The sequence below is a fragment of the Massilia sp. YIM B02443 genome (assembly GCF_030411955.1).
Lineage (GTDB): Bacteria > Pseudomonadota > Gammaproteobacteria > Burkholderiales > Burkholderiaceae_D > Telluria.
Genome location: NZ_JASNRA010000004.1, coordinates 20,608 through 42,685, shown reverse-complemented (window position 1 = coordinate 42,685; position 22,078 = coordinate 20,608). Strand labels below are relative to the sequence as shown.

19 protein-coding genes are annotated in these 22,078 nt (G+C 66.3%); 10 read left to right on the top strand and 9 right to left on the bottom strand.

All coding sequences use genetic code 11. The annotated features are described in order from the left end of the window. Positions 1-20: 20 nt before the first annotated feature. Positions 21-1,217, top strand: coding sequence for a 2-methylaconitate cis-trans isomerase PrpF (gene prpF / locus QPK27_RS05900; protein WP_290417281.1), 1,197 nt, complete (start codon positions 21-23; stop codon positions 1,215-1,217). Positions 1,218-1,350: 133 nt separating this feature from the next. After that, the gene (locus QPK27_RS05895) at positions 1,351-3,645 is read left to right on the top strand and encodes an EAL domain-containing protein (RefSeq protein WP_290417280.1); all 2,295 of its coding nucleotides are present in this window, start codon (positions 1,351-1,353) and stop codon (positions 3,643-3,645) included. 138 nt (positions 3,646-3,783) lie between these two features. On the opposite strand, the gene xth is transcribed toward QPK27_RS05895, so the two are convergent. Then, the gene (gene xth / locus QPK27_RS05890; RefSeq protein ID WP_290417279.1) at positions 3,784-4,551 is read right to left on the bottom strand and encodes an exodeoxyribonuclease III; all 768 of its coding nucleotides are present in this window, start codon (positions 4,549-4,551) and stop codon (positions 3,784-3,786) included. A gap of 530 nt (positions 4,552-5,081) precedes the next feature. Between xth and QPK27_RS05885 the strand changes: the two genes are divergently transcribed. The 3 genes from QPK27_RS05885 to QPK27_RS05875 all read left to right on the top strand — a co-directional run bounded on the left by QPK27_RS05885 (position 5,082) and on the right by QPK27_RS05875 (position 6,242). Next, positions 5,082-5,429, top strand: coding sequence for a hypothetical protein (locus QPK27_RS05885; RefSeq protein ID WP_290417278.1), 348 nt, complete (start codon positions 5,082-5,084; stop codon positions 5,427-5,429). A 14-nt stretch (positions 5,430-5,443) separates the two neighbouring features. Next, entirely contained in the window at positions 5,444-5,680 is a 237-nt protein-coding gene (locus tag QPK27_RS05880; protein WP_290417277.1) for a DUF1653 domain-containing protein, read from the top strand. Between the two features lie 94 nt (positions 5,681-5,774). Next, entirely contained in the window at positions 5,775-6,242 is a 468-nt protein-coding gene (locus QPK27_RS05875) for a hypothetical protein (RefSeq protein ID WP_290417276.1), read from the top strand. A gap of 118 nt (positions 6,243-6,360) precedes the next feature. On the opposite strand, the gene QPK27_RS05870 is transcribed toward QPK27_RS05875, so the two are convergent. After that, a complete protein-coding gene (locus tag QPK27_RS05870; RefSeq protein WP_290417275.1) occupies positions 6,361-7,866 on the bottom strand; it encodes a leucyl aminopeptidase in 1,506 nt (501 codons plus the stop codon). Between the two features lie 63 nt (positions 7,867-7,929). On the opposite strand from QPK27_RS05870, the gene lptF reads away from it, so the two are divergent. The 4 genes from lptF (at position 7,930) to QPK27_RS05850 (ending at position 13,567) form a co-directional block, all read left to right on the top strand. Then, positions 7,930-9,087, top strand: coding sequence for an LPS export ABC transporter permease LptF (gene lptF / locus QPK27_RS05865; RefSeq protein ID WP_290417274.1), 1,158 nt, complete (start codon positions 7,930-7,932; stop codon positions 9,085-9,087). Then, positions 9,084-10,268, top strand: coding sequence for an LPS export ABC transporter permease LptG (gene lptG, locus QPK27_RS05860; protein ID WP_290417273.1), 1,185 nt, complete (start codon positions 9,084-9,086; stop codon positions 10,266-10,268). Before lptF ends, lptG begins: the two co-directional genes overlap by 4 nt. Continuing rightward, on the top strand, positions 10,268-10,636 hold the full coding sequence (locus tag QPK27_RS05855) for a sirohydrochlorin chelatase (protein ID WP_290417272.1): 369 nt from the start codon (positions 10,268-10,270) through the stop codon (positions 10,634-10,636). Before lptG ends, QPK27_RS05855 begins: the two co-directional genes overlap by 1 nt. A 192-nt stretch (positions 10,637-10,828) precedes the next feature. After that, a complete protein-coding gene (locus QPK27_RS05850) occupies positions 10,829-13,567 on the top strand; it encodes a DUF4214 domain-containing protein (RefSeq protein ID WP_290417271.1) in 2,739 nt (912 codons plus the stop codon). A 3-nt stretch (positions 13,568-13,570) separates the two neighbouring features. Here QPK27_RS05850 and QPK27_RS05845 read toward each other — a convergent pair whose 3' ends face one another. The 7 genes from QPK27_RS05845 to QPK27_RS05815 form a co-directional block, all read right to left on the bottom strand. Further along, positions 13,571-14,725 carry a porin gene (locus QPK27_RS05845; protein WP_290417270.1) on the bottom strand — a complete coding sequence of 385 codons (1,155 nt, stop codon included), beginning with the start codon at positions 14,723-14,725 and terminating at the stop codon, positions 13,571-13,573. Positions 14,726-14,975: 250 nt separating this feature from the next. Next, positions 14,976-15,692, bottom strand: a complete 717-nt coding sequence (gene cobA, locus QPK27_RS05840) for a uroporphyrinogen-III C-methyltransferase (RefSeq protein ID WP_290417269.1) — start codon at positions 15,690-15,692, stop codon at positions 14,976-14,978. 20 nt (positions 15,693-15,712) lie between these two features. After that, positions 15,713-17,035 carry a sulfate adenylyltransferase subunit 1 gene (locus QPK27_RS05835; protein ID WP_290417268.1) on the bottom strand — a complete coding sequence of 441 codons (1,323 nt, stop codon included), beginning with the start codon at positions 17,033-17,035 and terminating at the stop codon, positions 15,713-15,715. Continuing rightward, positions 17,035-17,970 carry a sulfate adenylyltransferase subunit CysD gene (cysD, locus tag QPK27_RS05830; protein ID WP_290417267.1) on the bottom strand — a complete coding sequence of 312 codons (936 nt, stop codon included), beginning with the start codon at positions 17,968-17,970 and terminating at the stop codon, positions 17,035-17,037. The genes QPK27_RS05835 and cysD overlap by 1 nt, the downstream gene beginning before the upstream one ends. 24 nt (positions 17,971-17,994) lie before the next feature. Continuing rightward, complete coding sequence (locus QPK27_RS05825) at positions 17,995-18,711, bottom strand: phosphoadenylyl-sulfate reductase (protein WP_290417266.1); 717 nt, start codon at positions 18,709-18,711, stop codon at positions 17,995-17,997. A 12-nt stretch (positions 18,712-18,723) separates the two neighbouring features. Then, complete coding sequence (locus tag QPK27_RS05820; RefSeq protein WP_290417265.1) at positions 18,724-19,281, bottom strand: DUF934 domain-containing protein; 558 nt, start codon at positions 19,279-19,281, stop codon at positions 18,724-18,726. Further along, positions 19,274-20,962: a nitrite/sulfite reductase gene (locus tag QPK27_RS05815; RefSeq protein ID WP_290417264.1), complete on the bottom strand. Its 1,689-nt coding sequence runs from the start codon at positions 20,960-20,962 to the stop codon at positions 19,274-19,276. Before QPK27_RS05815 ends, QPK27_RS05820 begins: the two co-directional genes overlap by 8 nt. Before the next feature lie 171 nt (positions 20,963-21,133). Between QPK27_RS05815 and QPK27_RS05810 the strand changes: the two genes are divergently transcribed. After that, positions 21,134-22,072, top strand: a complete 939-nt coding sequence (locus QPK27_RS05810) for a CysB family HTH-type transcriptional regulator (protein WP_290417263.1) — start codon at positions 21,134-21,136, stop codon at positions 22,070-22,072. The last annotated feature ends 6 nt before the right edge of the window (positions 22,073-22,078 follow it).

Below are 22,078 nucleotides of genomic sequence, written 5' to 3'. Positions count from 1 at the left end.
CATCACCGGACACGAGCACCATGCCCCACACCTCCCAGATCAGGATTCCCGCCACCTATATGCGCGGCGGCACCAGCAAAGGCGTGTTCTTCCGCCTCGACGACCTGCCCGAGGCCGCCCGCACAGCGGGCCCGGCGCGTGACGCACTGTTGATGCGCGTGATCGGCTCGCCCGACCCCTACGCCAAGCAGATCGACGGCATGGGCGGCGCCACCTCCAGCACCAGCAAGACCGTGATCGTGGCGCGCAGCACGCGCCCCGACCACGACGTCGACTACCTGTTCGGCCAGGTCGCGATCGACAAGCCCTTCGTCGACTGGAGCGGCAACTGCGGCAACCTTTCGTCGGCGGTGGGCCCGTTCGCGATCGCATCCGGCCTGGTCGACCCGGCCCGCGTGCCGCGCGACGGCGTCGCCGTGGTGCGCATCTGGCAGGCCAATATCGGCAAGACCATCGTCGCCCACGTGCCGATGACGAACGGCGAAGTACAGGAAACCGGCGCCTTCGAACTCGACGGCGTGACCTTCCCGGCGGCCGAAGTGCAGCTCGACTTCCTCGACCCGGCCGCCGAGGAAGAGGGCAGCGATGGCGGCAGCGCCATGTTCCCGACCGGGAACCTGGTCGATGAACTCGACGTCCCCGGCGTCGGCGTCCTGCGCGCCACCATGATCAACGCCGGCATCCCGACCATCTTCATCGAGGCGGCGGCGGTCGGCTACGACGGCGCCGAGCTGCAGGACGCGGTCAACGGCGACCCGCGCGCGCTGGCCATGTTCGAGACCATCCGCGCCCACGGCGCCGTGCGCATGGGCCTGATCGCCGGCGTGGAAGACGCCGCCAAGCGCCAGCACACGCCCAAGGTGGCATTCGTCGCGAAAGCCGCCAGCTACGTCACCTCGAGCGGACGCCAGGTCGCCGCCGGCGAGATCGACCTCTTGGTGCGCGCGCTCTCGATGGGCAAGCTGCACCACGCGATGATGGGCACCGCCGCGGTGGCGATCGGCACCGCCGCCGCCATCCCCGGCACCCTGGTCAACCTGGCCGCCGGCGGTGGGCCGCGCGACGCGGTGCGCTTCGGCCACCCGTCCGGCACCTTGCGCGTCGGCGCCGAGGCGCGCGAGATCGACGGCGCCTGGGTGGTCGGCAAGGCCAGCATGAGCCGCAGCGCGCGCGTATTGATGGAAGGCTGGGTGCGGGTGCCGGGCGACGCTTTTTAAGACGCGCCGGGGTGCGGCGCCGCAAGTGCCGCGCTCTGTCGTCTTTCTGCCGTACGGGGCTGGAGCGGTTGCGGTTTTTCGGGTTATGATTGCCGACCGGAAACTTCGATTCACAGCTACCCTGCAACCACCGATGGACGACCAACTCCAAGAACGGCCGGCGCCGCTGCGCACTGTGGCCGGCCCCGTGCGCACCGACGCCGGCGGTGCGTCCTCCCCATCGCGCACGGCGCTCGAGCAGCGCGCGATCTTCCATCACGCGCCGGTCGGCATCGTGGTCACCCAGCCCGACTGGGTCAATACCTTCAATCCGCGCCTGGGCGAGATGTTCGGCTATGCCGTGGATGAACTGGACAGCTTGAGCCCGATGCAGGTGTTCTCGTCGCCGGAAGCCTACCAGCAGCTGATCGCCGAAGCGATGCCGGTGCTGGCCCAGGGCGGGCTGTTCGAGAAGGAAGAGCAGCAGTTCCGCCGGCGCGACGGCAGCAACTTCTGGGCGCGCCTGCGCGGCTGCGCGGTGAAGCCGGGCAACCGCGCCGCCGGCACCATCTGGATCGTCGAGGACGTGACCGACGCGCGCCAGGCGGCGGGCGAAGTGCAGGCGATCATGACCAACGCCTCGATCGGCATCATGTTCACCCACGACCGCGTGATCCGGCGTGCCAACCCGGCCTTCTGCGCCATGTTCGGCTATGGCGCCGACGAAGCGACCGGCGCCTCGACCCGCATCCTGTATCCCGACCAGCAGGCCTACGACGACCTGGGCGCCGCGGCCTATCCGCAGCTGGCGCGCGGCCTTCCGTTTCGCACCGAGACCACGCTGGTGCGCAAGGACGGCGCGCGCGCCTGGGCCCAGATGATCGGCTACCAGGTCAATCCGCAGGATCCGGACAAGGGCACCATCTGGATGCTGGAAGACCGCAGCCGCGAAAAGGCCGACGAGCATTCGCTGCGCCAGGCCGCCGACGCGATCCGCCGCGCGCGCGACGAGCTCGAGGTGCGGGTGGCCGAACGCACCGCCGAACTGGCCGGCGCCAATGCGCTGCTGCAGGAAGAGATCGTCGAGCGGCGCCAGGCCGAGGCGCGCGCTCACCACATGGCCTACCACGACAGCCTGACCGGCCTGCCCAACCGCACCTTTCTGGCCGAGCGGCTGGATGGCGCGATGCGCGCCGCCAGGCGCACCTGCGCTACCGACGATGCGGGCGCCACGGTTGGCCGCAGCGGCTGCAAGCTGGCGCTGATGTTCCTCGACCTCGACCGCTTCAAGAACATCAACGATTCGCTCGGCCACATGGTCGGCGACCGCCTGCTGCGCGACGTCGCCACGCGCCTGGTGGCGGCGGTGCGTCCGGGCGACACGGTGGCGCGCCTGGGCGGCGACGAATTCGTGGTGCTGCTGCCCGACGTCAGCGGCAGCGCCGAATGCCGCCGCGTGGGCGACCGCATCATCGACGCGCTGGCCACGCCGTGCCAGATCGAGGGCCACAGCCTGCACATTTCTCCCTCGATCGGGATCTGCCTGTACCCGGACGACGGCCTCGATGTCGAGACCCTGATGCGCCACGCCGACGCCGCCATGTACCAGGCCAAGGCGGCCGGCCGCAACAACTACCAGTTCTTCACCCAGCGCATGCACCAGGCGGCGTCGCGCCACTTCGAACTCGAGACCAGCCTGCGCGGCGCGCTGGCGCGCGACGAATTCGAGCTGCACTACCAGCCGATCATGTGCACCGTCACGCGCCGTCCGCGCGCGCTGGAGGTGCTGCTGCGCTGGCGCCGCGCGCGCGCCGACGGCGCGAGCGAGCTGGTGGGGCCGGACGAGTTCATCCCGATCCTGGAAGAAAACGGCATGATCGTGGCGGTCGGCGAATGGGTGATCCGCAGCGCCTGCGCCCAGAACGTGGCGTGGGCACGCGACGGACTGGACGTGGTGCCGCTGGCGATCAACCTGTCGGCGCGCCAGTTCATGCACCAGGGCCTGGTCGAGTCGATCCGCGCCAGCGTCAGCGAGACCGGGATCGACCCGGCGTTGGTGGAGTTCGAGATCACCGAGACCGCGCTGATGCAGCACGGCGGCCAGACGCTGGAGATTCTGCGCCAGATCAAGGCGATGGGGATGTGTTTGTCGATCGACGACTTCGGCACCGGCTATTCGAGCCTGGCCTACCTGAAGCGCTTCCCGGTCAAAAAGATCAAGATCGACCGCGCCTTCGTGCGCGAGCTGGAAGGCAGCAACGAGGACCGCGCCATCGTGGCGGCGGTGATGGCGCTGGCCAACAGCCTGCAGCTGTCAGTGGTGGCCGAAGGCGTCGAGACAGAAGGGCAGTACGCGCTGCTGCGTTCGTTCGGCTGCCAGTTCGCGCAGGGTTACCTGTTTGCGCGCCCGCTGCCGGCGCACGAGGTCGGGCGTTTGCTGGCAGGGTAGGAGAATGGATCGGTAGCGCGGGCCGGGGTTGAACGCGTCGGCGGCAGAACGCGGGGCCGCCTGGGCCAACCCTACGTAGGGTTGGCAGCTTCGCTGCCGACGCGTTCAATCACCCCGCGCGCCGCTACACTGCTCGCTTCAATCGTCGATCGTCGCCACCACCGGCGCATGATCCGACGGCTGTTCCCACTTGCGCGTCTCGCGGTCGATGGCGCAGGCGCTGCAGCGCCTGGCCAGCGCATCGGACAACAGGATGTGGTCGATGCGCAGGCCGCGGTTGCGGCGGAACGCCATCTGGCGGTAATCCCACCAGCTGTACTGCTTCTCGGGCTGCTCGAACAGGCGGAACGCATCCGCCAGGCCCAGTCCCATCAGCGACTGCAGCGCCTCGCGTTCCGGCGCCGAACAGTGGATGCGGCCTTCCCATTCGGCCGGATCGTGCACGTCGCGGTCTTCGGGCGCGATGTTGTAGTCGCCCAGGATCGCGAATTGCCCATGCGCCGCCATCTCGGCCGCCACCCACTCGCGCAGCGCCGCCAGCCAGCCCAGCTTGTAGGCGTACTTGTCGGAACCGACTTCCTGTCCGTTCGGCACATAGGCGCAGATGAAGCGCACGCCGCCGATCGTGGCTGCCAGCAGGCGCTGCTGCTCGTCGGCGTAGTGCGGGTTGTTCCTGACCACGTCCTCGATCGGCAGCCGCGACAGGATGGCGACGCCGTTATAGGTCTTCTGGCCCGAGAAGGCAACCTGGTACCCGGCGGCGTTCAGTTCGGCCAGCGGGAACTTGTCGTCCGTGAGCTTGGTTTCCTGGATGCAGAGCACGTCGACAGGATTGGCGTCGAGCCATTGCAGCAGGTGGGAGAGGCGGACTTTCAGGGAGTTGACGTTCCAGGTGGCGATCTTCATGGTGCTTTTCTACGGTAACGGACGATGTGATGGCGCAGGCATCCTTGTGATTCAAGGTATTGCCGAATGCCAATTCAACAGTATAGGCGCTGGGCGCCATTCCGGTGCAAATCCGCCTCAGTAGGATTACGTAGTTTTCTTCTTCAGCAAGGCAAATACAGGATACCGATCGGTACTTTTTGTTGCGCTCGACTGGCAATCATTCGATATAATTGGTAGAATCGCAACGTTTAACAACATAAACTGTTAATAAAAATACACAAAACATTGCTCCAGATCGCTATCGGGACTATAACGTGACAAGGACAGGGTTTCCGTCATGCTTTAAGTAGATTTGTTGCTTGTTGGTAATAATAAAATTGCGTAGGTGCAACTTAAGATGTACCATGTGTGTGTCGTGAGGGAAGAGGCCAGGTAGAGACCGACACGCGCACAATTGTCGAGGCCAGTCGACGTGCGGTAGTGGTACTATTGTGAAATATTCGGTTTCACGAGTTAATAATCCGAACGCAGATTTGAAAAGGACAGAAATGCGCAGTGCATTCGAAGCATGGGCCCAGCGTGAAGGCCACATCGTTCGCCGTCGCGAAGACAAGCCCGAGGAATACCTCGTTTTTGAAACCCAACGCCGCTGGGTGATCTGGCAAGCCGCGCTGGCGCATGGCGCGAAGGCGGCGGCCGATGCGCCGTCCAAGTTCGCCAAGGACGCCGAGAAGCCGGCCGCGATCGCGCCCGACGAAGCCGCCGTGCGCAACCGCGTGCTGAACGAAGTGCTGGACGCATTCAGCGAACTGGACGAGACCGCCGGCATGGAAGGCGTGCTGAAGGTCATCCAGGGCCTGAAGAAGAAGCAGAAGGCCGAGGCCGAAAAGGTCTGAGCCGCGCCGGCTTGATGTTTTACCGCCATTACAAGGGCGGCATTTATGCGCTGGTGTGCGAGGCGGTGCTGGAGGCGGACCATACGCCCGTGATGGTCTACCGCGGGCGGGACGGCGCCGTCTGGGTGCGTCCCCGCGCCGCCTTTTTCGAAACCGTCGAGGTCGACGGCGTGGCGCTGCCGCGCTTTGCGCCGGTCGAGGCGCCGCCGGACTGGCCATGCGCGCCGCCGGCCGCACGGTCCGCCGCGTAGTTCGTCACGCAGTGCGCTTGCCGCATCGTGCGGACACCTTCAGTATTTGCCCGATGCTGCCGTTAAAGGGAGCATCAGCAATCAGGTGTCCCTCATGCCGTTTCCATTCCGCTCATTCGTCGCCGTCGCCGTAGTCTCCCTGTCCACCTTGCTGGGCGGGTGCGCGACCATTTCCGATTCTCCCGTCCAGCAGCTCGAACTGCATGCCGTGCTCGACCATCGCGAGATCGGCGGGGTGGGGTGCATCCTCAGCAATGACAGCGGGCGCTGGTACGTGGTGGCGCCGGGACGGGTGACCGTCACCCGCAGCGCGCAGCCGTTGTCGGTGAGCTGCAAGAAGGAAGGCAGTGCGGTTGCCGCCGAAGTGGTGCAGGCGCGGCTCGATACCAGCAATTTGATCGGCAACGTCGTCATCAGCGCGGGGCTGGGATATTTCGTCGACCGGCACTCGGGGGCGGGTTACGGCTATCCGGCGGTGCTGACGGTGTTGATGCAGGCGGGGCGGAAGGAGCAGGAGGCGCAGGCGGCTGCGGAGAATGCGATGGCGGCGCGGATGTTCTGAACGCCGGCGACGTTTCATTTCACCGCTGCCTTGACACCGTCATTGTTGCCGGTGGCAGCAATGACGGTCTGGAAGCTGACAAACTAATCAGGCGACATTCGCCGCCCGATCAATTCCATTACACGCGATTCATCAGGAACGTGGTCAGGAGCGGCACCGGACGACCGGTTGCGCCCTTGTTCGCGCCCGACTTCCAGGCGGTGCCGGCGATGTCCAGGTGAGCCCAGGTGTACTTGCGGGTGAAGTTCTCCAGGAAGCAGGCCGCCGTGATCGAGGCCGCGCCCGGGGTGCCGATGTTGGCCAGGTCGGCGAAGTTCGACTTCAGCTGGTCGTTGTAGATCTCGCCCAGCGGGAAGCGCCATGCCACGTCGCCGGCCTGCTTGCCGGCATCCAGCAGCTCGGTCGCCAGCGCGTCGTGCGCGGCGTCGTCGCGGGTGAACAGGCCGCTGGTGTGGTGGCCCAGGGCCACGATGCAGGCGCCGGTCAGGGTCGCGATGTCGACCACCGCCGCCGGCTTGAAGCGCTCGGCGTAGCTCAGGGCGTCGCACAGGATCAGGCGGCCTTCGGCGTCGGTATTCAGGATCTCGATGGTGGTGCCGTTCATCGCGGTGACGATGTCGCCCGGTTTCGAAGCGCGGCCCGACGGCATGTTTTCGCAGGCCGCCACGATGCCGACCACGTTCAATTTGAGGCCCATCTCGCCGATGGCGCGGAAGGTGCCCAGCACCGAGCCGGCGCCGCACATATCGTATTTCATCTCGTCCATGCCAGGACCAGGCTTGAGCGAAATGCCGCCGGTGTCGAAGGTGATGCCCTTACCGACCAGCACCACCGGCGCGTCCTTCGACTTGCCGCCGTTGTGCTTGAGGACGATGAACTTCGGCGCTTCGTCGCTGCCCTTGGCCACCGACAGGAAGCTGCCCATCTTCAGCGCTTCGAGCTGCTTGCGCTCCAGCACTTCGATGTCGAAGCCGTAGTCTTCGGCGAGCTTGCGCGCGGTATTGGCCAGGAAGGTCGGGGTGCAGACGTTCGGCGACAGGTTGCCCAGTTCGCGCGTCAGGTTCATGCCGTTGGCGATCGCCGCGGCCTGGGTCAGGGCGGTCTTGCCGATGGTGCCAGCTGCGGCGCCGTTCGGGGCCGCGACCACGATCTTGCGCACGCCGCTGATGGCCGGATCTTTCTTGCTCTTCTGGCCGTCGGTACGGAATTCGGCTTCGCTGGCGCCCAGCACCAGCGCGCGCAGCGCCCAGTTTGCGTCGCGCTCTTTCACGCTATCGAGCGGGAATGCGATAATGGCATCGTTCGAACCGAGCGTGCCGAACACCTTCAGCGTGGCGCTGACGGCGGAAGCAAAGCTTTTCTCGGTAACCGTTTCATCGGCGCCCATGCCGACCAGCAGCACGCGTGCCGCGGTCACGCCGGCCACGCCGCGCAGCAGCAGGGTCGAACCGGGTTTGCCGCTGATGTCGCCCGACTTGAGCGCAGCGCTGATCGCACCGTTTGCGTCCAGCGCTTGTGCAGCAGCCGACAGTTTCTTGTTCTCGAACACCGCCACTGCCAGGCAGCCGGTTTTCGCAGCGGCCAGGGTGTTTTTTGTGTCGAATGCTTTTATGCTAAAGTCCATTTGGTTCTCCGTTGACTTGTTCGCGGCGGACTGCCTAATCTGCAATTATAACGACTCTATTGAATGATTTTCCGACGTTCCCTGCAACGTGAATTGGCGAGCGCCGCTGGCGCTACGTTCACGGTGCTGTTTTCCATCCTGGTCACCTGGACCCTGATCGCCATCCTGGGCCGGGCCGCGGGCGGCAAGGTGGCATCCGGCGACGTGCTGGCGCTGATCGTGTTCCGCAGCGCCGAGCTGCTGCCCATCATCCTGATCCTCACCAGCTTCATCGCCGTGGTGGCCACCGTCACGCGCAGCTACCGCGATTCCGAGATGGTGGTGTGGTTCGCCTCGGGCCAGTCGCTGGTGGCCTGGATCCGTCCGGTGCTCACGCTCGGCCTGCCGATGGTGGCCCTGGTCGCCACGCTGTCGCTGGTGGTCACGCCGTGGGCCAAGATGAAGAGCGCCGAATTCGTCGAGCGCTTCCAGAAACGCGAAGACCTGCAGCGCGTGGCGCCGGGCCAGTTCCGCGAATCGAGTTCGAACGACCGCGTGTTTTTTGTGGAGCGCAGCACCGAGGGTGCGACCGTGGTGCAGAACGTGTTCGTCAACAGCGTCGACGGCAACAACCATTCGGTGGTGGTGGCCAAGCAGGGCGTGATCGAGACCGACGCCAAGGGCGGCCAGTTCCTGGTGCTCAGCAACGGCCGCCGCTACGAGGGCGTGCCGGGCCAGGCCGATTTCCAGACCATGGAGTTCGAGCGCTACAGCATGCGCGTCGCCACCCAGGTGCCGGTGCTGGGCGCCGATGTGCCGGTGGCGGCGCTGTCCACCCCCGTGCTGCTGGCCGCGCCGAACCGCTTCTCGGAGGCCGAACTGCTGCAGCGCATCGCCGCGCCGATCACCTGCCTGGTGCTGATGCTCCTGGCGATCCCGCTGGGATTCGTCAATCCGCGCGCCGGTTCGTCGGCCAACATGATCCTGGCGCTGCTGATCTTCTTCACCTATAACAACCTGGTGCGCCTGTCCGAGGCCAGCGTCAAGCAGGGCAAGATCAGCTTCGCGATGGGCTGGTGGCCGCTGCACCTGGCCGCGATCCTGGTGGTGCTGGCGCTGTTCGCCTGGCGCCTGAACGTAAACCACCGCTATCACCCGCTGGTCATGCTGGGTGCCTTCAAGCGCCGCCGCCTGCTGAACAAGGCGCCGCTCGCCGCACGCGAGGAGGCCAGGGCAGAATGAAGATCCTCGATCGCTACTTCACCATCAATATCTGCCAGGCGGTGGCCTTCGTGCTGATCGCGTTCCTGGCGCTGGTCGCCTTCATGGACCTGACCAGCATCCTGCCGTCGGTCGGCAAGAACGACTTCGGCATCCAGCACGCCTTTTTATACGTGCTGCTGCTGGTGCCCGGCAACGTGTACCAGGTGATGCCGGTGGCGGCGCTGATCGGCACCATCTATACGATGGCCCAGTTCGCGGCCAGCTCCGAATTCACCATCATGCGCGCCTCGTCGATGTCGACCCGCCAGGCGGCCTGGATCCTGTTCAAGATCGGCGCGCTGTTCGTCATCGTTGCCTTCATCTTCGGCGAGTTGATCACGCCGCGCACCGCGCCGGTGGCCGAACGCATGCGCGTGACGGCCAAGGGCAGCGCGGTGTCGACCGAATTCCGCTCCGGCATGTGGACCAAGGACAGCGTGCACGAAAACGGCGTGCGCGGCCGCATCACCGGTTCGCGCTTCTTCAACGTGCGCCGCATCGCGGCCGACGGCCAGCTCGAAGACGTGCGGCTCTACGAGTTCGACAACAATATGCGCATCCGCTCGCTGGTGACGGCGGCGCGCGGCGTCTACGGCGGCAACAACACCTGGCGCCTGCAGGACGTCAGCGAAACCCTGTTCACCAACAGCCGCGAGCTGCCGGCCCCGGGTTCGGCGGTGCCGGCCGGCCAGACCATCCAGAGCACCTATGGACAGGAGACGGCGGCCGTGAGCACGCGCAAGCTGCCGACCTACGAGCTGGCCTCCGAGATCACGCCGCGCATCCTGTCGGTGTCGCGCTCGGACCCGGAACGCATGTCGGCGGTCGAACTGGCCGTGTACACGCGCCACCTGGCCGAGAATCGACAGGAAACGGAACGCTTCAAGGTCGCGTTCTGGAAGAAGCTGATTGACCCGCTGTCGATCTTCGTGCTGATGGCGCTGGCCCTGCCGTTCGCCTACCTGCACACCCGCAGCGGCGGCGTCAGTCTCAAGATCTTCATCGGCATCATGATCGGCGTGAGCTACCTGTTGATCAACTCCCTGTTCTCGCACCTGGGCGTCTTGACCATCCTGCCGGCCTTCCTGACGGCGGTGGCCCCGAGCATGCTGTTCCTGCTCATGGCGCTGGGTGCGCTGTGGTGGGTGGAGCGACGCTGATGGCACGTGGACTGATTCTCTTTGCCCATGGCGCGCGCGCCGCCAGCTGGGCCGCGCCGTTCGAGCGCCTGCGCGAGCAGGCGGCGGCGCGCCTGCAAGACACCGAAGTGGCGCTGGCCTTCCTCGAGCTGATGACGCCCGGCCTGCCGGAAGTGGCGGCTGGCATGGTCGCGCGCGGCATCAATGACATCACCGTTGTTCCGGTGTTCCTGGGGCAGGGCGGGCATCTGCTGCGCGACCTGCCGGCGCTGGCCGACCAACTGCGCGCGGCGCATCCGGGCCTGCAGTTGAATGTGGTCGGCGCGATCGGCGAAGACGACGGCGTGCAGCGCGCCATGGCCGACTACTGCGTGGCGGCGCTCGGCTGAGGGCTGTTTGCCGTCCTGGCAAGCTATGCAAACGATCGCTGGTTGATCGTGATCTTATGTTAATTTAACACGCGTTCCGTATCATTTTGCCGCATAAAATTCAGAACAAGCTGTCAAACACGTGGTGAGCTCGTGCATGATGGATCCTGACCCTTCCGCGCCTTGCGCGCGACTTCTTCAGGATTGCATTTCATGTATACCGAACCTGACTACGCCCCGGTCGGCATCGTCGACGACCGCGACACCCTGTTCTCGACCCTGCAGCGCGGCGACCTGGCCGCCACCCTGAGTCCCATCGACACCGGCCTCGCAACCGGCGGGCGCTGGGTGATCGACGCCGAATCGCGCCCGGGCCTGTTCACGATCGACTACGATCCCGCGGTAGACACCAGCGCGCGCCTCTTGATCGCGGATGCGTCGAAGCTGCAGCCCGGCGCGCCGGTGACGGTCACGGTGCACTACTACGACCACTTCCAGCTCGACGCCAACGGCAAGCCGCTGGCCGGGCGCGGCATCGCAGAAACCCTGGTGTATTCGGTGGAGGCCGGGGCCACCAAAGCGCTGGAACACTTCGGCAACGAGTTCGCGCTCGGTGTGGCCAGCCAGAATGCGGCCCCGGCGATGGCGACGCTGGCCGACGGCGGCTTCGTCACCGTGTGGCAGGCGTCCAGTACGGACGGCGGCCAGCTGTGGGCGCAACTGCGCGACGCCGGCGGCAACGCGCGCGGCGCGGCCTTCGCCGTCACCTCGGCGCCGGATGCCGCCGCCGAAGGCGAGCCGAGCGTCGCCGCGCTGCACGACGGCCGCTTCGTGGTCGCCTATACGGTACGCAGCGGCGAGGCGGCGCACATCGCCTATCGCATCGTCGGTCCTGACGGCAGCGCCGGCGCCCAGCAGTTCGCCGACACCGGCGCCGCCGCCGACACCGCCATGCCCGACGTCGCCGTGCTGGACGATGGTTCGTTCGCGCTGGCCTGGCGCGCCGGCGGCCAGGTGCAGGTGCGCCAGTTCGGCCTTGATGGCGCGCCGCTCGGCGCGCAGCAGACCTTCGGCGCCCTCGGCAGCGCCTACGATCCCGACATCGTGGCGCATGGTTCCGGCTTCGTCGTGGCCTGGGGCGAGATCGGTGACGGCAATGTGTACGCCGCCGGGCCGGGCCAGGCGCCGGCAATCGTCAGCGGCGACGGCTACGCCGCCACCCTCAGCACCGCCGCGCCGCTCGCCAGCATCGCGGCGCTGAGCGATGGCGGCTACGTCGTGGCCTGGGACAGCTACCTGAATTCGCCCTACGGCTTCGCCCAGAGCGACATCTTCTTCCAGCGCTACGACGCCGCCGGCCATGCCGCAGGCAGCAGGGTCCAGGCCAACGTCGACGGCGGCGCGGGACGCTTCGCGGCCTCGGTGGCGGCCCAGGACGACGGCGGCTTCGTGATCGGGTGGCAGTCGCAGGCCGGCGACTTCGACGGCAACGGCATCTTCGCGCGCCGCTTCGATGCGTCCGGCACGGCGCTCGACGTGCGCGAGTTCGCGGTCAACGAACTGCGCCAGGGCGACCAGGCCAGCCCGGTCTTGAGCACACTGGCCGGCGGCGGGCTGGCGACGGCATGGGTCGATACCCAGGCCGACGGCACGCTGCAGGTCGAGGCGCGCGTGCTGGCCGCAGACGCTCCGGCAGCGCCGGCAGCGCCGGCGCAGCCCGGCACCGGCACGCTCGCCGGCGGCGGCAGCCTGGTGGCCACGCAGGTGACAGGGACGGCGGCGCGCGACCTGTTCGTCGCCGGCGCCGGCAGCCACGCGATCGATGGCGGCAGCGGCATCGATACCGTGGTCTATCGCGGCGCGCAGAGCGCCTTCGCGCTCGACCCCGGCGCGGACGGCTTCCACGTCACCGGCCACGCCGGCGGCGGCGCCGACACGCTGCGCAACGTCGAGCGGCTGGTGTTCGACGACGGTAACGTGGCGCTCGACGTCGACGGCACGGCAGGGCAGGCCTACCGGCTGTACCAGGCGGCCTTCGATCGCGCGCCGGACGCCGAAGGACTGGCGTTCTGGATCGGCGCGATGGATGGCGGCATCAAGCTGCAGGACGTGGCGCGCAGCTTCCTCGCCAGCGCCGAGTTCACCGGCCGCCATGGCCAGATGAGCGACGCCGGCTTCCTCGAGGTGCTGTACCAGCACGTGCTGCACCGCGCGCCCGATGCGGCGGGCTTCCAGTTCTGGCGCGATGCGCTGCAGGTGCACCACGTGGCGCGCGAAGCCGTGCTGGCGCAGTTCAGCGAGAGCGCCGAGAACCGGGAGCAGGTGTCCGACGCGATCGCGCACGGCATCGCGTATGGTGGCGTGGACGGCGGCGCGGCGGGCGCCGGCTGCACGATCGAGGGCGGAAGCGGACTCGATACCGTGGTGTATTGCGGCGCCAGGGACGCTTATGCGCTGGCGCTCGGCCAGGACGGCTTCCAGGTGAATGCGCTGGCGGGCGGCGGCGCCGATACGCTGCACGGGGTCGAGCGGCTGGTGTTCAATGACGGCCAGGTGGCGCTCGACATCGACGGCGCCGCGGGCCAGGCCTACCGGCTGTACCAGGCCGCTTTCGACCGCGCGCCGGACCTGGAAGGGCTGGGATTCTGGATCGGGGCGATGGACAGGGGCGTGGGACTGCAGGACGTGGCGCGCAGCTTCGTCGGCAGCGCCGAGTTCACCGATCGCTATGGCCCGACGACGGACACGCAATTCCTCGACCTGCTGTACCAGCACGTGCAGCACCGAGAACCCGATGCGGCGGGCTTCCAGTTCTGGAGCGACGCGCTGCAGGTGGCCCATGCGCCGCGCGAAGCGGTGCTGGCGAGCTTCAGCGAGAGCGCCGAGAACCAGGCGCAGGTGATCGGCTCGATCCAGCACGGGATCGACTTCATCGGCTGGGCGGCTACCTAAGCGTCAGAACGCGTGGCGCACGCCGAGCGCGGTGCCACGCAGTTTCGCGCCGGTGTCCGGGGCCAGGCCCGGGTTCAGGCCCGGGTTTAGTCCCGGGTTTAGTCCATTGATGGCGAAATCGACGCCGGCGCGCGCATCGTTGTGGATGCGCGTGTGGAACGCGAACAGCGAGGTGCGCTTCGACAGCGCGACGTCGTAGCCGATCGTGGCGTGCAATGCGCCGGTATCGGGACCGGCGGCCGCAAAGCCGATATTGCCCACGGCGTCACCCTTGCCGTCCTGTGCCTTGGCCACGCCCAGGCGCAACGCATGCGCGCCCATCTGACGGGTTGCCGACACGTACCAGGCGCCGCGCCGCAGGCTGCCGCTGCGCGCCTGATAGTCCAGCCGCTCGCCAATCACGGCCAGCCGGGTGTCGCCGAAGCGGTACGCCAGCGCCAGCCGGGTGCCGCGGTCGGTGCGGCCCGGACCCTGGTAGTCGCGGTGCCGCTCGTGCCCCAGGCTGGCGAACAGCGAACCGCGTTCGAACAGCAGGACGCCGGAATCGAGCGCTGGCCGCGCGCCGTCCGGCGCGCGCTCTTCATTGAAACCATGCGCCAGGCGTAGCGACAGGCCGCGCCAGTTTGGGGTCCAGTAGTGCAGGCTGTTCTTCTGGCGGCGGTCGAACGAGGCGGTGTCGGTCACGTTGTCGGCATTCGATGCCGAGCCGTTGCCCATGATGCTCATGTAGCCGGCGGTGGTCGGATAGAACGGATCGAGCCCGGACGTGGCCGAGTTGTAGGGCGTGGTCCAGTTGCCGGCGAATAGCGTGCCCCACGCTCCCTCGAGACCGATGCGGGTGTCGCGCGCCGCGATGGCGCCGGCGCCGGTATCGGGCGACAGCGTGCCTTCGACCTGGAACAGCAGGCGCGTGCCGGCGCCGAGCGCTTCGTTGCCGCGCAGGCCCAGCACCGAGCGGTAGTTCGACAGGCGGGTGACGCTATGGCGCCCGCCATCGGCGGCGTCACGGTGCATCGCTTCCAGGCCGACGTTCAGGCGCGCATAGATCTGCAGCGCATCGGATTGGGCCCACGCGCTGGCGGGCAGGCAAGCCGGCAACAGCGCCAGCAGGCATGGTGCGGCAAGGCGGATGGCGAGGGTCTGTGGAGGTGGGAACATCGCCCCATTATCGCTGCGCGGACGCGCAGCCGGCCCCTCCAAAAGTGGGGTGGATTGATCCCCATTGAGGGGTTCCCGACCAGACATTTCTCTGTGCGAGCATCGATGGCTTCGATGAAGGCTGGTGAATGTTCGACGCCAACGGCTTCTCGGCCGAAGCGGCGGCGAAAACCTGGTCGCCAGCGCGACCTGGCGGTGAGCGCAAGGTCAATGAGAAGACGCCGATGAACGGTCGGCGCAGCCGCCCACGCTACGATTGGTGTTCGCGTCTGGCAAGCGCTTCGCCCATCATCACCAGCACCGGGCCATGGCCGGGCTCCAGGCCGCTGGCCAGGTCGGTGAGGGTCAGGCGCAGGATGCGTTCGTCCGGGCGGCTGCAGTTCTCGACCACCACCACCGGCAGGTCGGGGCGGCGCCCTTCGGCCAGCAGGCGTTCGGCGGTGGCGGCGGCTTCGCGTCCGCCCATGTACTGGACCAGGGTGTCGGTTTCAGGGAGGGCCGGATGATCCGGCTCGTCAGGGGCGGTGCTGGAGGTGAAGAAGGCGACGCTGCGCGCCACGCCGCGCTTGGTCAGCGGCTGACGGGTTGCGGCGGCGGCGGCAACGGCGGTGGTGATGCCGGGGACGACGTCGACCTCGATACCCTCGGCTTCCAGCGCGCGCAATTCTTCGTCGGCGCGGCCGAACAGCATCGGGTCGCCGCCTTTCAGGCGCACCACCAGCGCGTACTTGCGCGCGCATTCGACCAGCTGCTGGTTGATCAGGGTCTGGGCGGTGGAGCGCTGGCCGGAACGCTTGCCGACCGAGATTTTCTCGGCGCGCGCGCACAGTTCCAGCATCTCGGGCGTGACCAGGGCGTCGTACAGCACCACGTCGGCCTGGGCCAGCAGGCGCGCGCCGCGCACCGTGATCAGGTCAGCCGCGCCGGGACCGGCTCCTACCAGAAATACCTTGCCCAACGCCGCCATGCTTGACCCTTACCCAGAAGTTATGAAGTTTGCTCGATGCGGATCATACCCGCTGCGACGGTCTGGTGGGTAACTTCGTCGATCAGGATGAAGGCGCCGGTGGCGCGGATGTCGGCGTAGGCGTCGGCCGCCAGCGGCTGCTGGACGGTCAGCTGCACGCGCGCGATGTCGTTGAGCTTGAGGCCTTCGGCTGCGTGGCGTTCCTGCGTGTTCACGTCGAGGATGGTGTCCACCCTGGTCACCTTGGCCGCGGTCTGGCGCGTGCCGTGCTTGATCCAGTACTTGCGGCGCAGGTCGAGCGCTTCGTCCGACATCCAGCACACGTCGGCCGTCACCTGCTTGAGCGAGGTGGCCGGCTGTTCTGCTCCCGCCAGCATGTCGCCGCGCGAGACGTCCACGTATTCGTTCAGCACCAGGGTCACCGATTGTCCGGCCACGGCCGATTCGAGCGAACCGTCGAAGGTGACGATCTCTTTCACGGTCGCGCTCTGGTTGGAGGGCTGCACCACCAGCTTGTCGCCGACCGCCACGCGGCCGGACTCGATGCGGCCCATGTAGCCGCGGAAGTCGTTGGCTTCGTGGCCGTTATGGCGCGCCACCAGCTGCACCGGGAAGCGGAACGGCGCGGCGTGCGCCTCGTCGTAGACCGACAGCGACTCGAGCAGCTCGATCAGGGTCGGGCCTTCGTACCACGGCATCTTGTCGGACGACGTCACCACGTTGTCGCCGGCCAGCGCCGACAGCGGGATCGCGGTGATGTCCTTCAGGCCGAGCGATTGCGCGAACTCGCCGTAGGCCTTGACGATGCGTTCGTAGACGCTGCGGTCGTAATCGACCAGGTCCATCTTGTTCACGGCCACCACCACGTGCTCGATCTGCAGCAGTTTGGCGATGGTCGAGTGGCGCTTGGTCTGGGTGAGCAGATCGACGCCGCCGTCCTCGCGCAATTTGACTTTCGACACGTCGATCAGGATGATCACGGCGTCGGCGGTCGAGGCGCCGGTGACCATGTTGCGGGTGTACTGCTCGTGGCCCGGGGTGTCGGCGATGATGAACTTGCGCTTGGGCGTGGCGAAGTAGCGGTAGGCGACGTCGATCGTGATGCCCTGTTCGCGCTCGGCTTCCAGGCCGTCGGTCAGCAGCGACAGGTCGATGGTGTCGCCCACGGTGCGCTTGTGCTTGGCGCGCGAGACGGCAGCCAGCTGGTCGGCGAAGATGCCCTTGCTGTCGAACAGCAGGCGGCCGATCAGGGTGCTCTTGCCGTCGTCGACGGAGCCGGCGGTGATGAAGCGCAGCAAAGAGCGGTCGCCGGTCTGGGTCAATTTTTCGGTCATGGCGTTCATCAGAAGTATCCTGCCTTTTTACGTTTTTCCATCGACGCTTCGGACGTCTGGTCGTCCATGCGGGTCGCGCCGCGTTCGGTGATGTCGGTGATCGCGGTCTCGGCGATGATGTTGTCGACGGTGGACGCATCGGACGCGACCGGGCAGGTGCACGAAATGTCGCCCACGGTGCGGAAGCGCACCACGCGGGTCTCGACGGTTTCGCCTTCGCGCGCCGGAGTCAGGGGCGTCAGCGGCACCAGCAGGCCGTTACGCGGAATCACCTGGCGCTCGTGCGCGAAGTAGATCGACGGCAGCGCCAGCTGTTCGCGGGCGATGTACTGCCACACGTCCAGCTCGGTCCAGTTCGAGATCGGGAACACGCGCATGTTCTCGCCCGGATGCACGCGGGTGTTATACAGGTCCCACAGTTCCGGACGCTGGGCTTTCGGGTCCCACTGGCCGAACTCGTCGCGGAAGGAGAAGATGCGCTCCTTGGCGCGCGCCTTTTCCTCGTCGCGGCGGGCGCCGCCGATGCAGGCGTCGAAGCCGTGTTCGGCGATGGTTTCGAGCAGCGTCACCGCTTGCGCCGCGTTGCGCGAATCGGTTTGCGGATTGCGCAGGCGCACGGTGCCGCGCTTGATCGAGTCTTCGACGCTGCCGACGATCAGGCGTTCGCCCAGCTCGGCGGCGCGGGCGTCGCGGAAGGCGATCACTTCGTCGAAGTTGTGGCCGGTGTCGATGTGCACCAGCGGGAACGGGAATTTGCCGGGGCGGAAAGCCTTTTCGGCCAGGCGCAGCAGCACGACGGAATCCTTGCCGCCCGAGAACAGCAGGGCCGGGTTGGTGCATTCGGCCGCCACTTCGCGCAGGATGTGGATCGCTTCCGATTCCAGCGCGTCCAGGTGGGCCGCGTTGACGTCGCTCAGGTTGATATTGTCGCTTACGGTTGTCATGTCTGTGCCTGTGCTAGTCGTGGCTCAAGCTGCCACGGATTTGATGCGGATAAGTTTGCCGTCCACCACGTGCAGACCGCATTCCTTCGATTCCGGGTTTTCCCACCACCAGCGGCCGGCGCGCACGTCCTCGCCCGGCTGGATGGCGCGGGTGCAGGGTTCGCAGCCGATCGAGGGGTAGCCGCGGTCGTGCAGGACGTTGTACGGGACCTGATGCTCGCGCAGGTACTCCCAGATGTCGGCTTCGCTCCAGTCGGCCAGCGGGTTGAACTTCTGCATGCCGTGGCCGAGGTCGTCTTCTTGCACGGCCAGTTCGGCGCGCGTGGTCGATTGCGAGCGGCGCTGGCCGGTGATCCACGCCTGCTTTCCGGCCAGGGCGCGGCCGAGCGGCTCGACCTTGCGGATGCGGCAGCATTCCTTGCGCATCTCGACGCTGTCGTAGAAGGCGTTCAGGCCGTTCCGGGTGACGTAGGCATCGACGGCTTCCGGCTGCGGCTTGAACAGGGCGATGTCGTAACCGTAGGTTTGCTTGACGCGGTCGATCATCGACAGCGTCTCGGCGTGCAGACGCCCGGTCTCGAGCGAGAAGATGCCGATCGGCAGTTGATCCTTGAAGATCAGGTCGGTCAGCACCATGTCTTCGGCGGCCAGGCTCGAGGCGAACACGGCCGGCGAGAAATCGCGCGCAATACGGGCCAGGATCGCGCGGGTTTCTTCCACGCGACGGTGCAGGTCGCTCATGTTGTCAAACTCCTAGATGCCGGCGCCGACGTCGCGGTGTTCGGCAGGGACGTCCCGTGGCGCGCGGCGGAACAGCGGCAGCGGATTGTCGACCGAGGCCTGGTAGGTTTCCGAGAACACCGACAGGCCCTTGAGCGCATCGTGGATGCTGCGGTCCTGGCGGGTGGCGTAGGCGTCGAAGCCGCAGCGCGCCATCTGGAACAGCTGGTCGCGCAGCACGTCGCCGATCGCGCGCAGTTCGCCGGTCCAGCCCAGGCGCTTGCGCAGGTTGAAAGCGGTCGAGTAGCCGCGGCCGTCGGTGAATTTCGGGAAATCGACGGCGATCACGGCAAAGCGCTGCAGGTCGTCCTTCAGTGCTTCCGCACGTTCGTCAGGAGCGAGCCAGATGCCCAGGGCAGGGCGCTCGGCCAGCGCGTCGCGCTGGGCCTGCCACACGGTCAGCGGGACGATGATCTTGCCGGCCGGGACTTCCACGGTGTCAGGTGTCTGGCCTTCGTCCAGGCGCAGCACGCTCCAGTCGTCATTGACGACTGCGCGGCCTTTGATGATTTGCGGGTGTGAATCAAGCATAGTGGTCCTCTCCGGTCAGTTCGCCCGCCGCGATCGGAGTGGCATACACATGTTCCTTGAACGGCGCGATGCCGAGGCGCTGCACGGTGTCGACGAAGCGTTCGCCTTCGACACGACATTGCACATAGGTTTCCAGCAGGCGGCCGACGACTTCCGGCATCTGCGTGGCCGAGAACGACGGCCCGATGATCTTGCCGATGCTTGAGTCGTTGCCCTGGGCGCCGCCGATCGACACCTGGTACCACTCGCTGCCGTCCTTGTCCACGCCCAGCACGCCGATATTGCCGACGTGGTGGTGGCCGCAGGCGTTGATGCAGCCCGAGATGTTCAGTTCGATGTCGCCGATGTCGTGCTGGAAGTCGAGGTCGTCGAAGCGTTCCGCGATGGCGGCGGCGATCGGGATCGATTTCGCATTCGCCAGCGAGCAATAATCGCCGCCGGGGCAGGCGATGATGTCGGTCAGCAGACCGATGTTCGGCGTCGCCATGCCTTTCGACTTGGCCAGCTGCCACACTTCGAACAGCTGGCTTTGCTCGACGTCGGCCAGCACCAGGTTCTGCTCGTGCGTCACGCGCACTTCGCCAAAGCTGAAGCGGTCGCTAAGGTCGGCCACGAAGTCCATCTGCTCGGCGGTGGCGTCGCCCGGCGGCACGCCGGTTTTCTTCAGCGACAGGACGACCGCAGCGTAGCCCGGCACCTTGTGCGGCTTGACGTTGCGATTGAGCCAGTTGGCGAAGGCACGATTATCCGGCTGCGATGCCAGCACGTCGGTGTCGCTCAGCTCGCGATAGGCGTGCGGCTGGAACCACTTGGCGACGCGGTCAAATTCTTCCTGGGTCAAGGTTTCCGGACCATCTTTCAGGTCGGCCCATTCCGCCTCGACCTGGCGCGTGAATTCCTCCACGCCCAAGGCTTTCAGCAGGATTTTGATGCGCGCCTTGTATTTGTTGTCGCGCCGACCGTTCTGGTTATACACGCGCATCACGGCTTCGGTATAGGTCAGCAGGTGCTGCCACGGCAGGAACTCGCGGATCACGCTGCCCAGGATCGGCGTGCGGCCCATGCCGCCGCCGGCCATGAACTTGAAGCCGACTTCGCCCGATTCGCTCCGCACCACGGTCAGGCCGATGTCGTGCACGGCGATGGCGGCGCGGTCTTCCAGGGCGCCATTGATCGCCACCTTGAACTTGCGCGGCAGGGCGGCGAATTCCGGGTGGAAGGTGCTCCACTGGCGCAGGATCTCGGCGAACGGGCGCGGGTCGATGATCTCGTCCGCCGCCACGCCGGCGTATTCGTCGGTGGTGATGTTGCGGATGCAGTTGCCCGAGGTCTGGATGGCGTGCATCTCGACCGAGGCCAGGTGCTCGAGGATGTCCGGAGTCTGCTCCAGCTCGATCCAGTTGTACTGGATGTTCTGGCGCGTGGTGAAGTGGCCGTAGCCGCGGTCGTACTTGCGCGCGATATGGGCGAACATGCGCATCTGCGCGCTCGACAGCAGGCCGTAGGGCACGGCGACGCGCAGCATGTAGGCGTGGCGCTGCATATACAGGCCGTTCTGCAGGCGCAGCGGCAGGAATTCTTCTTCAAGCAGCTCACCGCTCAGGCGGCGTGCGACCTGATCGCGGTATTGTGCGATCCGTTCGCGCACGATGAGATGGTCGTAGTGGTCGTAGCGGTACATGGCCTCTGATCCGTAGCGAACAGATGTTGTTCGCCCATTAAATAATGTTCCGATGATACGGAGCGGCGCTTATATTCCAAACTACGGATAATTTATTTGCTTATATACGTAACCCGAATAAGCATCTTAAAATGTCGTTCGCTGACAAACCTGCAAGAAAAATTACATAGAATGAATCTTCACCAGCTGCGCTTCGTGCGCGAGGCCGTGCGCCAGAACTACAACCTGACCGACGCGGCCAAGGCGCTGTTCACTTCCCAGCCGGGGGTGTCGAAGGCGATCATCGAGCTCGAGGAAGAGCTCGGGGTCGACATCTTTACCCGCCACGGCAAGCGCATCCGCGGCCTGACCGAGCCGGGGCGGCTGGTGCTGCAGTCGGTCGAGCTGATCATGCAGGAAATCGACAGCCTGAAACGCATCGGCAAGGAATACGCCGCCCACGACAGCGGCAGCTTCACCATCGCCACCACCCACACCCAGGCGCGCTACATGCTGCCGAAGGTGGTGCAGGCCTTCATGCAGAAGTACCCGAAGGTGCGCCTGTCGCTGTTGCAGGGCAACCCGAAGCAGATCGCCGACATGGTCAAGAACGACCAGGCCGACCTGGCCATTGCCACCGAGTCGATCGCGGCGGTGGACAACCTGATCACGCTTCCGGCCTATCAATGGGAGCACGTGGTGGTGGCCCCGCCCGACCATCCGCTGTTCAAATCGCGCGCGGTGTCGCTGGAAGAGATCGCGACCTACCCGGTGATCACGTATGATGCCGCCTTCGCCGGCCGCAGCAAGATCGACCACGCGTTCGGCCTGCGCCACCTGAAACCGGACGTGCTGCTGGAAGCGATCGACGCCGACGTGATCAAGACCTATGTCGAGCTGGGCATGGGCATCGGCATCATCGCCGGCATGGCCTTCGACCCGGAACGCGACCGCAACCTGCGCGCGCTGCCGGTCGGCCACCTGTTCGGCATGAACACCTCGCGCGTGGCGATCAAGCAGGGCGCCTACCTGCGCAGCTATATCTACACCTTCATCGAGCTGCTGGCCCCGACCCTGAACCGCAAGATGGTCGAGTCGGCGATGCGCGGCGGCGAGAACTACGAACTTTGATGTATT